Consider the following 12,583-nt stretch of genomic DNA (forward strand, 5'->3'; position numbering starts at 1 on the left):
TTCCCTGAAAATAATCAGCCGATGTGCCTATTCCTCATAAAAACGAGGAATTAAATTCCCTTTCGCAATAACAGGGCGCGGCATTATAGGCGCCATTACTGGCAAAACAATGGCTTTTTGCTCCGTTTTTTGTGCGATTGCCATCATGTCGACGGCGATATTTCCATCGCCTTATCACTGACGTCTTGAGTCAAACCCCTTAACGTTAAACAATGTGTTACTTCGCATTTCCCTTTGAGATTCATTCATGACTGCCCTTTACCGTTTTCTCGCCTGGCTCCTGCTGCCGGCGCTGATGTCGTGCAGCTTTAATCTGTTGGCGGCAACTGCCGAGGGCGCGCCTCAAGCCTTGCATCTGCTCGATTACATCGGTGCCGACTACCCGCCAGCGGTGGACGCGGGCAAGGTCGTGGATGAATCCGAATACCGCGAGCAGGTGGAGTTTCTTGGGGTATTGCAGGGCCTGGTAGCGGATTTACCCGAGAAGCCCGAACGCGCCGATTTGATAAAGGGCGTCAATGAATTGCTGGCGGCGGTGACCGCGCGTGAAGAGGGCGCGACCGTCGCCCACCAGGCCCGTCAATTAGGTGCCAAGTTGGCAGTGGCGTACGAAGTCAGCCAGGCTCCGGCGATCACCCCAGACCCCACGCGTGGCGCACCGCTCTATGCCCAGCACTGCTCGGTATGCCACGGCACTGCGGGCGCCGGTGATGGCCCGGCCAGCACGGGCATGACGCCGCCGCCCGCAAACCTGCGTGACGCCGCGCGCCTGGACCGCCTGAGCCTTTACGCGATCTACAACACACTCGGCCTGGGCGTCGAGGGCACTGACATGCCGTCTTTCGCTGACCAACTGGATGACCGTCAACGCTGGGACCTGGCGACCTACATCGCCGGTTTCACCGCTGACCCGACTGCGGCAAACAGCGAACAACCCTTCAACCTTGCCGACCTGGCCCGCCAGACCCCCAATGAAGTGCTCGCCGCAAATGGCCCGGCGGCCGCCGCGACGTTCCGCGCCCAACGTGCGCAGCCACCGCAGGTCAAGCGTGGCCCGGCGCAGTTGCTCGATTACACCGCGACCACGCTGGACAAGAGCCTCGCCGCGTTCCGCAACGGTGATCACGAACAGGCCTACGACTTGTCGGTAGCCGCCTACCTGGAAGGGTTTGAGCTGGTGGAAAGCTCGCTGGACAACGTCGACGCCAACGTGCGCAAGGACACCGAGAAAGCCCTGATGGCCTACCGGCAGTCATTGCAGGACGGCCTGCCGATCGAGCAGGTGCAGCAGCGTCTGGACGTGGCCAAGGGCAAACTCACTGAATCTGTCGGCTTGCTGGGCAGCGATGGCTTGAGCTGGTCGTTGAGTTACATCTCCGGCCTCCTGATTCTGTTGCGTGAAGGTCTGGAAGCGATCCTGGTGCTGGCGGCGATTCTGGCTTTCCTGCGTAACACCGGCCAGCAATCGGCGGTGCGCAGCGTCAACGTCGGTTGGGGCCTGGCGCTGTTGGCCGGCCTGGCGACGTGGGCATTGGCGGCGTATGTGATTGACGTCAGCGGCGCCCAGCGTGAATTGCTTGAAGGCTGCACGGCACTGTTTGCCAGTGTGATGGTGCTGTGGCTCGGCGTGTGGATGCACGACCGACGCCACGCGGCGGCCTGGCAGGATTACATCAAGAGCAGCCTGGTGGGCGGCGGCGGGCGCTTCGGCTTTGCCATGCTGGCGTTCTTCTCGGTGTACCGCGAGCTGTTCGAAGTGATCCTGTTTTACGAAACCCTGTGGCTGCAAGCCGGCCCCGCCGGGCACAACGCGGTGCTGGCCGGTGGCGCCACGGCGCTGGTGCTGCTGGTGGGCCTGGCGTGGGTGATCCTGCGCGGCTCGGCGAAGCTGCCCTTGGCGTTGTTCTTCGGCATCAACGCGGCGCTGCTGTGCGCGCTGTCGGTAGTGTTCGCCGGGCATGGCGTGAAGGCCTTGCAGGAAGCCGGCATCTTCGGCACACGGCCGGTGGCGTTCTTTGACTTCGACTGGCTGGGCATCCACGCCGACGCGTATTCGTTGAGTGCGCAGGCCGTGGCGATCCTGGCGATTGTGGTGCTGTACGGCCGCAGCCGCCTGGCAGAAAAACGCCGCGTGGCAGCCTGACCATGCGCGTGTGGATCGATGCAGATGCTTGCCCACGGGCGGCCAAGGACCAGGTGGTGAAATTCGCCCTCAAGCGCCAGTTCGAGGTGGTACTGGTGGCGGGGCAAAGCCAGATCAAACCGAGCTTTGCTTGTGTGAAGTTGATCGTGGTGCCCAGCGGCCCGGATGCGGCGGATGACTACCTGGTGGAGCACGCCGTGCCCGGTGAGCTGGTGATTTGCAGCGATGTGCCCTTGGCCGACCGGCTGGTGAAGAAGGGCGTCACGGCCCTTGACCCTCGCGGCAAGGAATTCAGCCCGGCCAACATGAGCGAACGGCTGGCGGTGCGTAACCTTTTCACGGATCTGCGCGAGCAGGGCCAGATGGGCGGAGGCCCGCCGCCCCATGGGGAAAAGGATAAGCAGGCGTTTGCCAATGCGTTGGACAGGATATTGACCAAGTTGATGCGCGAGGCCTGACGTTGGCGAGCAGTGTTCTTGTGGCGAGCGGGCTTGCCCCGCGTTGGGGGGCGAAGCCGCCCCAAAACTTCACGCCGCAGATTAACTGACTGACCGCGTTGTCTGGATTGGGGCTGCTGCGCAGCCCAACGCGGGGCAAGCCCGCTCGCCACAACAAGCCCGCTCGCCACGAAGAGCCTGCCTGCCACAACGGTGGGCTAACCACCCTTAAGTGTTCGGGACGCGCTCAATCATTTTCGTGGGTCAATTCCAGCACCCGATCCACGAGTTTGTTGATACCTGAGGCCACCTCACTGATGTTCTTGCCAAGCATGTAGGCCGGGGTGCTCACCAGTTTGCGCGGGGTGTCCTCGACGATGTCTTCCACTGTGCAGTCGCGGTGGGTGGCGCCCATCTTGTCGAGGGCAGCGGCGGTGTCGGCGTCGTTGCCGATGGTGCACGTCACGCCTGGGCCGTAGATTTTCGCGGCCAGTGCCGGCGAAATGCAGATCAGCCCCACCGGCTTGCTCGCTTCGGCGAAGGCTTCCGCCAGCGCCAGCACCTGCGGGTTGACGCTGCAACCCGCACCTTCCACGGCAAAGTTCGACAGGTTCTTCGCCGCGCCAAACCCGCCGGGCACGATCAGCGCATCGAAGTCTTCGGCGCGGGCCTCACGGATATCTTTCACGTCACCCCGAGCAATCCGCGCCGACTCCACCAGCACGTTACGCGACTCGGGCATCTCTTCGCCGGTGAGGTGGTTGATCACGTGATGTTGCGCAATATCCGGCGCAAAACATTGGACCTGGGCGCCTCGCTGGTCCAGGCGCAGCAAGGTGATCACGCTTTCGTGGATCTCTGCGCCGTCGTACACGCCACAGCCGGAAAGGATCACTGCAATCTTTTTGCTCATGAGTATTTCTCCCTATTTCATGGCGTTAAATGTCTACTAATTTGTCATCTGTTGCCAATGGGATCTCGCGCCGCTACACCTAATCTTGATCTAACAAAAACAGACCGGACTAGCCCATGGACTTCGTGCCTTACGCGGTACCGTTTTTCATTGCCTTGATCGTGGTTGAACTGCTGGCCGACCGTTGGCGCGGCGCGCGCAACTATCGGGTGGCCGACGCCATCAACAGCCTCAGCACGGGTGTGCTGTCCACTACCACGGGCTTGCTGACCAAGGGGGTCGGGCTGCTGACTTACGCCTTCGCCCTCAAGCACCTGGCCTTGATCGAACTCTCGGCCCAGAATGTGTGGACCTGGGTGTTCGCCTTTGTGTTCTATGACTTCTGCTACTACTGGCTGCATCGCTGCGGCCATGAGCGCAACATCCTGTGGGCCGCGCACTCGGTGCATCACCAGAGTGAGGACTACAACCTCACCACCGCCTTGCGCCAGACCAGCACCGGCTTCTTGCTGAGCTGGATTTTCTACCTGCCCCTGGCCGTGGTGGGCGTGCCGCTGGTGGTGTTTATCAGCGTGGCCTCGCTCAATCTGCTGTATCAATTCTGGGTGCACACCCGCCACGTGCCCAAGCTTGGCTGGTTCGAATGGTTCTTCGTCACACCGTCCAATCATCGGGCTCACCATGCACAGAACGCTCTTTACATGGATCGCAACTATGGCGGCGTATTCATTATTTGGGACCGGCTGTTCGGCAGCTTCCAGGAAGAAGACGACAACGAACCGGTGATCTTTGGCGTGACCACGCCCTTGGCCAGTTGGAACCCGCTGTGGGCCAACCTGCAGTTTTATGCACAGTTGTGGAGTGATGCGCGGCGTACCGAGCGCTGGTGGGACAAGCTGCGCATCTGGTTCATGCGCACCGGCTGGCGCCCGGCGGACGTGAAGGCCAAGTACCCGCTGACCAAGCCCGACTTGAGCCAGTTCCGCAAATTTGAAGTGCCGCTGGACGCACGCCAGCAGGTCTACGTTGCCCTGCAATTTGCGGCGTATGTGGGGTTTGGCAGCTATCTGATGAATGCAGGCGAAGGGCTGCCCACGGCGGCGTTGATCCTGGGCTGGAGCGCAATGGCGTTAGGGTTGTTCACGCTGGGCGTGGCGTTGGAGAATCGCCCCTGGGCCCTGAAGGCTGAGCTGGTGCGCCTGGGGCTGAATGTACCGTTGGTATGGCTGGCGCCGCTGGTCGGGCTATGGCCGGCCAGCAATTTGGGCTGGCTGGGCCTGGTGAGTTACAGCTTGCTCAGCGTGATCGGTCTCTACTGCTGCAGAGACCGGCTTACTCGATTGGCGTCTTAGGCGCGTCGACCTTGGCGGGCTCTGCGAGTTGCTCTGCGGCCAGCCGGGCCTTGGCATCTTCGCAGGCCTGGCGGGCAATGCGCGCGTTCTTGAAGCGGCGACGCAGCCACAGGCCCAAGCCCAGCAACAGCAGTGCGCCCAACACCCACAGCTCATATTTCTTGATGCTGCCGAGCATGCCTTCCAGCACCGCGCCAAAATGATAAGCCGCAGCGCCCAGCGCCGCCGCCCACACCGCAGCGCCAATGCCGTTGAGCAGCAAGTAGCGCAAAGGCGGGTAACCGGACAAGCCAATCGCCACCGGCATCACGGTGCGCAGCCCGTAGACGAACCGAAAGCTCAACACCCAGATATCCGGATGCTTGCGGATGTGTTCCAGCGCTTTGTCGCCCATCAATTGCCAGCGCGGCTTGCGCGCCAACAGTTTGCGGCCATGCTTGCGCCCCAGGAAGTACCACAGCTGGTCACCGGCATAGCTGCCAAAGAAGGCAACGACCACCACCAGGTTGATATCCATGTATCCACGGAACGCCAGGAAGCCTGCGAGAACCAGAATGGTTTCGCCTTCGAAGAACGTGCCCAGGAAGAGCGCAAAGTAGCCGAAGTCATGCAGAAATTGTTGAAGCATGGTCTGGGGTGCTGGCGAAATGAACGCGCAGCCTACGCCTTCGTGGACATTCATGAAAGTATCGAGATGTGTCACGAAGTGAACAATTCCTACATATGCGACGAATGCGACTGCAGGTCGCATCGATAAGCACAACTGTCATTCCTTCGTCATAATGGCCGCTTATAACTGCAACGCTCGCCCGTAAACACGGGCTCAGGAGTCTGTCGTGAGCTTTACCCCTGCCAATCGCCTGTTCCCTGCTACCCGCCTGCGCCGCAATCGCCGTGATGATTTTTCTCGCCGTTTGGTGCGTGAAAACGTGCTGACGACGAACGATCTGATCTTGCCGGTGTTTGTGCTGGACGGTGAAAACCGTCGGGAAGCAGTGGCATCGATGCCGGGTGTGGAGCGCTTGACCATTGATCAGCTGCTGATCGAAGCGGCGAACTGGGTGGAACTCGGGATTCCGGCGCTGGCGCTGTTTCCAGTGACGCCCTCTGAACTCAAGACGCTTGACGCTAGCGAAGCCTGGAACCCGCAAGGCATTGCCCAGCGTGCTACCCGCGCGCTGCGCGAGCGTTTCCCGGAGCTGGGTGTGATCACCGACGTGGCGCTGGACCCGTTCACCACCCACGGCCAGGATGGCATTCTTGACGAAGACGGCTATGTTCAAAACGACATTACCGTCGATGCGCTGGTCAAACAGGCGCTGTCCCACGCAGCCGCTGGCGCCCAGGTCGTCGCGCCGTCGGACATGATGGACGGTCGCATCCAGGCGATTCGCGAAGCCCTGGAACTGGCCGGCCACGTCAATGTGCGGATCATGGCCTACTCGGCCAAGTACGCCAGCGCCTATTACGGGCCTTTCCGCGATGCGGTGGGCTCGGCACTGAACCTGGGCAAGGCCAACAAGGCCTCGTACCAGATGGACCCGGCCAACAGCCAGGAAGCCCTGCACGAAGTGGCGGCGGATCTGGCTGAAGGCGCCGACATGGTGATGGTCAAGCCAGGGATGCCGTACCTGGACATCCTTTATCGGGTCAAAGAGGAATTCAAGGTGCCCACCTTTGTCTATCAGGTCAGCGGTGAATACGCGATGCACATGGCCGCGATCCAGAATGGTTGGTTGAGTGAAGCGGTGATCCTCGAATCCCTGACTGCCTTTAAACGTGCCGGCGCTGATGGCATTCTGACCTACTTCGCCGCCCGCGCCGCCCAATTGCTTAGAGAGCAACAATAGCCCTCACAGGAACACTCAATGAATACCGAAGGACTCTCAGAAGTTGCCGTAAAAGACGCTCACCCGGTGGTGGAACAAGTCACCGAAACCCCGCCGGAGCTGGAGCCTGCACCGCCTGCCGTGGTGGCCGAAGCGCCCGCGCCGGCCCCGGTGGTCGCGGTCACCAACCTGGATGACAGCAGCCTGTACATCCACCGCGAGCTGTCACAACTGCAATTCAACATCCGCGTGCTCGAGCAGGCGCTGGATGAGTCCTACCCGCTGCTGGAGCGGCTGAAATTCCTGCTGATTTTCTCCAGCAACCTGGACGAGTTCTTCGAGATCCGCGTCGCCGGCCTCAAGAAACAAATCACCTTCGCCCGCGAACAAGCCGGTGCCGACGGCCTGCAGCCGCACCAGGCCCTGGCGCGCATCAGCGAGCTGGTGCACGGCCATGTCGACCGCCAATACGCGATCCTCAACGACATCCTGCTGCCGGAGCTGGAAAAACATCAGGTCCGCTTCATCCGTCGCCGGCACTGGACCACCAAGATCAAGACCTGGGTGCGCCGTTACTTCCGTGACGAGATTTCACCGATCATCACCCCGATTGGTCTGGACCCGACGCACCCGTTCCCGCTGCTGGTGAACAAGAGCCTGAACTTCATCGTCGAACTGGAAGGCATCGACGCCTTCGGCCGCGATTCAGGCCTGGCGATCATCCCGGCGCCGCGTCTGTTGCCACGAATCATCAAGGTACCGGAAGAGGTGGGGGGCGCTGGCGACAACTATGTATTCCTGTCGTCGATGATCCACGCGCACGCCGATGACCTGTTCCAGGGCATGAAGGTAAAGGGCTGCTATCAGTTCCGCCTGACCCGTAACGCCGACCTGGCGCTGGATTCCGAAGACGTCGAAGACTTGGCCCGCGCCCTGCGCGGTGAGCTGTTCTCGCGCCGCTACGGCGACGCGGTGCGCCTGGAAGTGGCCGACACTTGCCCTAAACACCTGTCGGACTACCTGCTCAAGCAGTTCAACCTGGCTGAGTCCGAGTTGTACCAGGTCAATGGCCCGGTGAACCTGACGCGCCTGTTCAGCATCACCGGCCTGGACAGCCACCCGGAGCTGCAATACACGCCGTTCACTCCGCAGATCCCGAAACTGCTGCAAAACAGCGAGAACATCTTCAGCGTGGTGAGCAAGCAGGACATTCTGCTGCTGCACCCGTTCGAGTCCTTCACCCCGGTGGTCGACCTGTTGCGCCAGGCCGCCAAGGACCCGCATGTTCTGGCTGTGCGCCAGACGCTGTACCGCTCCGGCGCCAACTCGGAAATCGTCGACGCACTGGTAGACGCCGCGCGAAACGGCAAGGAAGTCACCGCGGTGATCGAGTTGCGTGCGCGCTTCGACGAAGAGTCCAACCTGCAACTGGCCAGCCGCCTGCAAGCGGCCGGTGCGGTGGTGATCTACGGCGTGGTCGGTTTCAAGACCCACGCCAAGATGATGCTGATCCTGCGCCGCGAAGCCGGCGAGATCGTGCGTTACGCGCACTTGGGCACTGGCAACTACCACGCCGGCAACGCCAAGCTCTACACCGACTACAGCCTGCTGACCTCCGACGACGCCTTGTGTGAAGACGTCGGCAAGTTGTTCAGCCAGCTGATCGGCATGGGCAAGACCTTGCGCATGAAGAAGCTGCTGCACGCGCCGTTCACGCTCAAAAAGGGCATGCTCGACATGATTGCCCGCGAGACCCAGTTCGCCCTCGACGGCAAACCGGCGCACATCATCGCCAAGTTCAACTCGCTGACCGATCCGAAGATCATCCGCGCGCTGTACAAGGCCAGCCAGTCCGGTGTGCGCATCGACTTGGTGGTGCGTGGCATGTGCTGCCTGCGTCCGGGCATCGCCGGGGTCTCGCATAACATCCACGTGCGATCGATCATCGGCCGCTTCCTGGAGCACACGCGGGTGTTCTACTTCCTCAACGGCGGCGAAGAGCAGATGTTCCTCTCCAGTGCCGACTGGATGGAGCGCAACCTCGATAAGCGTGTAGAGACCTGCTTCCCGGTGGAAGGCAAGAAGCTGATCATGCGCGTCAAGAAAGAGCTGGAAAGCTACCTCACTGACAACACGCACAGTTGGAGCCTGCAGTCGGACGGCCGCTACGTGCGCAACACGCCGACCGGCAACCAGAACCCGCGCAGTGCGCAGGCGACGTTGCTGGAGAAGCTGGGTAGCCCGATTCTTGCGGTGAACTAAAGCCAACGCGCTCTGAACATGTGGGAGGGGGCTTGCCCCCGATGAAGGAGTGTCAGTCAACAGATTCATTGACTGGTCCACCGCCATCGGGGGCAAGCCCCCTCCCACATGTGTTTTTGCAGTGTTCTTTAGATCGGCTCAGCGCAGGTTCAGGCTGAACCCCACCCGCGTCAGCCATTCCGCTTCCTGGGCGAAGTCCGCCTGGGTCAGCTGGTTTTCATCCAGCCAGCCTTTGGGGAACACCACGTCCAGGCTGTCGCCGTGGGCGCGCAGGGTTACCTGGGGCATTTCCTGGGTGCCGCGGATGTGGTGGAACAGGATCGCAAAGCGCAGCAGCACGCACAGGCGAATCAGCTTGCTGCCTTCGCTGCCGAAGTCGGCAAACTTGTCCTTGGGAATGTTGCGGCGATGGCCGCGCACCAGCAGGGCGAGCATCTGTTGGTCTTCGCGGGAGAAACCGGCGAGGTCCGAGTGCTCGATCAGGTAGGCGCCATGCTTGTGGTAATGGTAGTGGGCGATGTCCAGGCCCACTTCGTGCACCTTGGCAGCCCAGCCGAGCAGCTCGCGCCACACGCCGTCTGCCAGGTCCCAGTCTTCGGCCACCTGGTCGAAGGCATGCAGGGCCTTGCGCTCCACGCGCGCGGCTTGTTCGAGGTCGACGTGATAACGCTCCATCAACGAGCTGAGGGTGCGTTCACGCACGTCTTCATGGTGATGGCGGCCCAGCAGGTCGTAGAGCACGCCTTCGCGCAGGGCGCCGTCGCAGTGGTCCATGCGTTGCAGTTCGAGGGCGTCGAAAATCGCCTCGAGAATCGCCAGGCCGGCCGGGAAGATGGTGCGCCGATCAGGCTTGATGCCGTCGAAGTCGATTTTCTCTGCGTCGCCCAGCTTGAACAGCTTGCGCTTGAGCCAGGCCAGGCCTTCGGCGTTGACCTCACCGGTGCCATGGCCGCCGGCTTTGAGGGCCAGGCCGATGGCGCGGATGGTGCCGGATGAGCCGATGGCTTCATCCCAGGTCAAGCGATGCAGGGCGTGTTCGATGCTCATGATTTCCAGGCGCGCCGCGGTGTAGGCCTGGGCATAGCGCGCCGGGGTGATCTTGCCGTCCTTGAAATAACGCTGGGTATAACTGACGCAACCCATCTGCAGGCTTTCGCGCAGCAGCGGTTCGAAACGCTGGCCGATGATGAATTCGGTGCTGCCGCCGCCGATGTCCGCTACCAGGCGTTTGCCGGGGGTGTCGGCCAGGGTGTGAGAGACGCCGAGGTAGATCAGGCGCGCTTCTTCGCGGCCGGAAATGACTTCTACCGGGTGCCCGAGGATGGCTTCGGCGCGGCGGATGAATTCGCCGCGGTTGCGGGCTTCACGCAAGGCGTTGGTGCCAACGATGCGCACAGCGCCCAAGGGCATGCCGTTGATCAGTTGGGCAAAGCGCTTGAGGCAATCGAGCCCGCGCTGCATGGATTCTTCATTGAGCTGGCGCTCGTCGTCGATCCCGGCAGCCAGTTGCACTTTTTCGCCGAGCCGCTCGAGGATGCGGATTTCGCCGTTCTGGGCCTTGGCCACGACCATGTGAAAGCTGTTGGAGCCCAGGTCGATAGCGGCGATCAAGGACAGATTCTTGGCTTGGGATTGCGGCATGGTTTGGGGGTCTCGGTCGATAACCTGACCATCGTGCCACGATCGAACGCTGGCGCCAACGCGTTGTGCTTCAGTAATTTGCCTGATGCTGTCTGTGGGGAATTCATGTGGGAAATGTAGGCCGGTTTTGTAAGCATGCGACGAATAAGTCAGTCGATGATGTAGGCATTTTGGCTTTTGTAGTGTTCAAGGCGGATTCTGATTTTGCCTACAATGGTTGAGTCGCTGTTCTCTTAGTTTGTTTTGTTATGGACTACCTTGTTATTAACTGAGAGCCACTGTTTATTTTCATCACTCCGACAATAACTGATGTGTTGTCCGATTTTTTAATGAGGTGCCAAAGCGACAGACTGTCACTCGGCAATGTTGCCTGGGTGTTATTTATTTATCGTTATGTATGTCCGGGAAGATAAGTGGTTGGGCGATGGATTCGCCAGAACGCGAATAAACAGCGCCTGTTAACTTCGTAGTGACAGGACAAAAATGAAAACAATTGTTGGTTTGACTCTCGGTATCGCCTGCCTGGCTGCAACCCTGACCGCTCAGGCGACCACCAGCGCCCAGCTGGTCGTCAGGGGCACGATTACACCCGCCGCCTGTAACCTCAGCCTGGCCGGCAGCAGCATCATTGATTACGGCACGATTCGTTCCGGCGAATTATCCCAGACCGCGTTCAACACGCGCGAAGAGAAGACCACTTCCCTGGTGGTCAATTGCGGCACAACGCCGGCGAGGTTCGGTCTCTCCTTCACCGACCTGCAGGCGGGCAGCAAAGTGCCAGGTGTCCTGGGCCCAGGCTTTACCGAGGCGCAGAATTTTGGTCTGGGTTCCGTAGGCGCTCGGCGAACCGGTGGCTATTCGGTCACGCTCAGGGATCTGCGTTCTGCCGGTGTGGCGCTGTATCCCATCCTGCGTAATGGCGCCGGCGTTTGGTTGAGCAGCGATGGCAAAGTTGCTCAATCGCCTGCTCAGTATTCATGGCGCAATAGCACTACCTTTACGCCGGCCTCTATTAACCAGTTGACCGGCACGCTTGCGGTGAAGGCGGTCATCAACCGGGCGCAGGATCTGGACTTGAGTCGCGATGTCTCCCTTGATGGGCGCGCCACACTGGTATTGAGTTACATCTAAACAGCGCAAAACAGCCAATCAAGAAACTGACACTTTCTGGTTGGCTGTTTTTTTGTGGGCGTTTAACTGCCCATTGTCAACTTTGTCGGTTGTGGGGGACGTCGAGTGCGTGGGTTTTCAATCATAAGTTTTATAGTGTTTTGGAGTGCAAGTGCCTGTGGTGTTTTTACCGGTGTTGCACAGGCGGACGGCATGCTGCCGGAAACAACAGTGGTGGTGCTTTATGAGGAAGAGGGCGAAGCCACAATAAACATCAAGAACACCGATGCAGGGCCGGCGTTGCTTCATTCGGTGGTGGAGAACGTGCCCGAGGACCAGCAGCTGCTGTTGATCGTCACCCCGCCCATCACGCGAGTGGAAGCGGGCGACACGCAGCTGGTGCGTTTTATCAGCACTCAGAGTGAGCCGCTCAAGACCCAGCGCCTCAAGCGCGTGTCGTTCGAGGGCATCCCCCAGGCGCGCACGGCGGGCGGTGCGACCATCGGTATCACCCTTCGGCAGAATTTGCCGCTGATCCTGCACCCCAAAGGTTTGCCTCGGCACTCAACACCCTGGGAGCTGCTGAAGTGGCGGCGGACCGGGCAGGGCCTCACGGTCCATAACGACAGTGCCTATGTGGTGCGCCTGGCGCCGGAGGTGCGGCTGCTTCCACAAGGCGCCCCGGCCACGTTGCCGCGCGCCTACCTTTTGCCCGGTGAAGCACTGACCGCACAGGTTGATGGCCCACTGGACGGTATGGCCGAGGTCGAGATCCAGCCCGCCACGGTCTATGGGTTTTCGGTAGAAAACTACCGCGCCCCGATCCATACCGATGAGGGTTGATCGGCCGATGATTAACCCTTCGAGTCACCGCATTGCGGCATTTTTCGGGCCTG

At 60.6% G+C, this 12,583-nt stretch carries 10 protein-coding genes; 7 read left to right on the plus strand and 3 right to left on the minus strand.

What is annotated here, in order from left to right:
- Positions 1-247: 247 nt before the first annotated feature.
- On the plus strand, positions 248-2,143 hold the full coding sequence (locus L8K08_RS20540) for an FTR1 family protein (protein WP_242199654.1): 1,896 nt from the start codon (positions 248-250) through the stop codon (positions 2,141-2,143).
- 2 nt (positions 2,144-2,145) lie between these two features.
- Positions 2,146-2,601, plus strand: a complete 456-nt coding sequence (locus tag L8K08_RS20545) for a YaiI/YqxD family protein (RefSeq protein WP_101273534.1) — start codon at positions 2,146-2,148, stop codon at positions 2,599-2,601.
- A gap of 226 nt (positions 2,602-2,827) precedes the next feature.
- Here the strand turns inward: L8K08_RS20545 and elbB are convergent, their stop codons facing one another.
- Positions 2,828-3,493, minus strand: a complete 666-nt coding sequence (elbB, locus tag L8K08_RS20550; RefSeq protein ID WP_145158018.1) for an isoprenoid biosynthesis glyoxalase ElbB — start codon at positions 3,491-3,493, stop codon at positions 2,828-2,830.
- 116 nt (positions 3,494-3,609) lie between these two features.
- Between elbB and L8K08_RS20555 the strand changes: the two genes are divergently transcribed.
- Positions 3,610-4,845: a sterol desaturase family protein gene (locus L8K08_RS20555; RefSeq protein WP_242199657.1), complete on the plus strand. Its 1,236-nt coding sequence runs from the start codon at positions 3,610-3,612 to the stop codon at positions 4,843-4,845.
- On the opposite strand, the gene L8K08_RS20560 is transcribed toward L8K08_RS20555, so the two are convergent.
- The gene (locus L8K08_RS20560; protein WP_106576073.1) at positions 4,826-5,473 is read right to left on the minus strand and encodes a DedA family protein; all 648 of its coding nucleotides are present in this window, start codon (positions 5,471-5,473) and stop codon (positions 4,826-4,828) included. The genes L8K08_RS20555 and L8K08_RS20560 overlap by 20 nt on opposite strands.
- Before the next feature lie 208 nt (positions 5,474-5,681).
- On the opposite strand from L8K08_RS20560, the gene hemB reads away from it, so the two are divergent.
- The gene (hemB, locus tag L8K08_RS20565; protein ID WP_242199659.1) at positions 5,682-6,695 is read left to right on the plus strand and encodes a porphobilinogen synthase; all 1,014 of its coding nucleotides are present in this window, start codon (positions 5,682-5,684) and stop codon (positions 6,693-6,695) included.
- Positions 6,696-6,713: 18 nt separating this feature from the next.
- Positions 6,714-8,936, plus strand: a complete 2,223-nt coding sequence (gene ppk1, locus L8K08_RS20570) for a polyphosphate kinase 1 (protein WP_106575798.1) — start codon at positions 6,714-6,716, stop codon at positions 8,934-8,936.
- 138 nt (positions 8,937-9,074) lie between these two features.
- On the opposite strand, the gene ppx is transcribed toward ppk1, so the two are convergent.
- On the minus strand, positions 9,075-10,577 hold the full coding sequence (gene ppx, locus L8K08_RS20575; RefSeq protein WP_106576072.1) for an exopolyphosphatase: 1,503 nt from the start codon (positions 10,575-10,577) through the stop codon (positions 9,075-9,077).
- A 483-nt stretch (positions 10,578-11,060) separates the two neighbouring features.
- Between ppx and L8K08_RS20580 the strand changes: the two genes are divergently transcribed.
- A complete protein-coding gene (locus tag L8K08_RS20580) occupies positions 11,061-11,708 on the plus strand; it encodes a DUF1120 domain-containing protein (protein ID WP_242199660.1) in 648 nt (215 codons plus the stop codon).
- A 135-nt stretch (positions 11,709-11,843) separates the two neighbouring features.
- Entirely contained in the window at positions 11,844-12,530 is a 687-nt protein-coding gene (locus tag L8K08_RS20585; RefSeq protein ID WP_347341012.1) for a fimbria/pilus chaperone family protein, read from the plus strand.
- Positions 12,531-12,583: the final 53 nt, after the last annotated feature.

The sequence above is a fragment of the Pseudomonas sp. TREG-RG-20F-10-E-6-01 genome (assembly GCF_022662455.1).
GTDB lineage: Bacteria > Pseudomonadota > Gammaproteobacteria > Pseudomonadales > Pseudomonadaceae > Aquipseudomonas.

Coding starts and splice junctions, on each gene's coding strand:
- L8K08_RS20540 (WP_242199654.1), top strand. CDS start 248: ATGACTGCCCTTTACCGTTTTCTCGCCTGGCTCCTGCTGCCGGCGCTG.
- L8K08_RS20545 (WP_101273534.1), top strand. CDS start 2,146: ATGCGCGTGTGGATCGATGCAGATGCTTGCCCACGGGCGGCCAAGGAC.
- elbB (WP_145158018.1), bottom strand. CDS start 3,493: ATGAGCAAAAAGATTGCAGTGATCCTTTCCGGCTGTGGCGTGTACGAC.
- L8K08_RS20555 (WP_242199657.1), top strand. CDS start 3,610: ATGGACTTCGTGCCTTACGCGGTACCGTTTTTCATTGCCTTGATCGTG.
- L8K08_RS20560 (WP_106576073.1), bottom strand. CDS start 5,473: ATGCTTCAACAATTTCTGCATGACTTCGGCTACTTTGCGCTCTTCCTG.
- ppk1 (WP_106575798.1), top strand. CDS start 6,714: ATGAATACCGAAGGACTCTCAGAAGTTGCCGTAAAAGACGCTCACCCG.
- ppx (WP_106576072.1), bottom strand. CDS start 10,577: ATGCCGCAATCCCAAGCCAAGAATCTGTCCTTGATCGCCGCTATCGAC.
- L8K08_RS20580 (WP_242199660.1), top strand. CDS start 11,061: ATGAAAACAATTGTTGGTTTGACTCTCGGTATCGCCTGCCTGGCTGCA.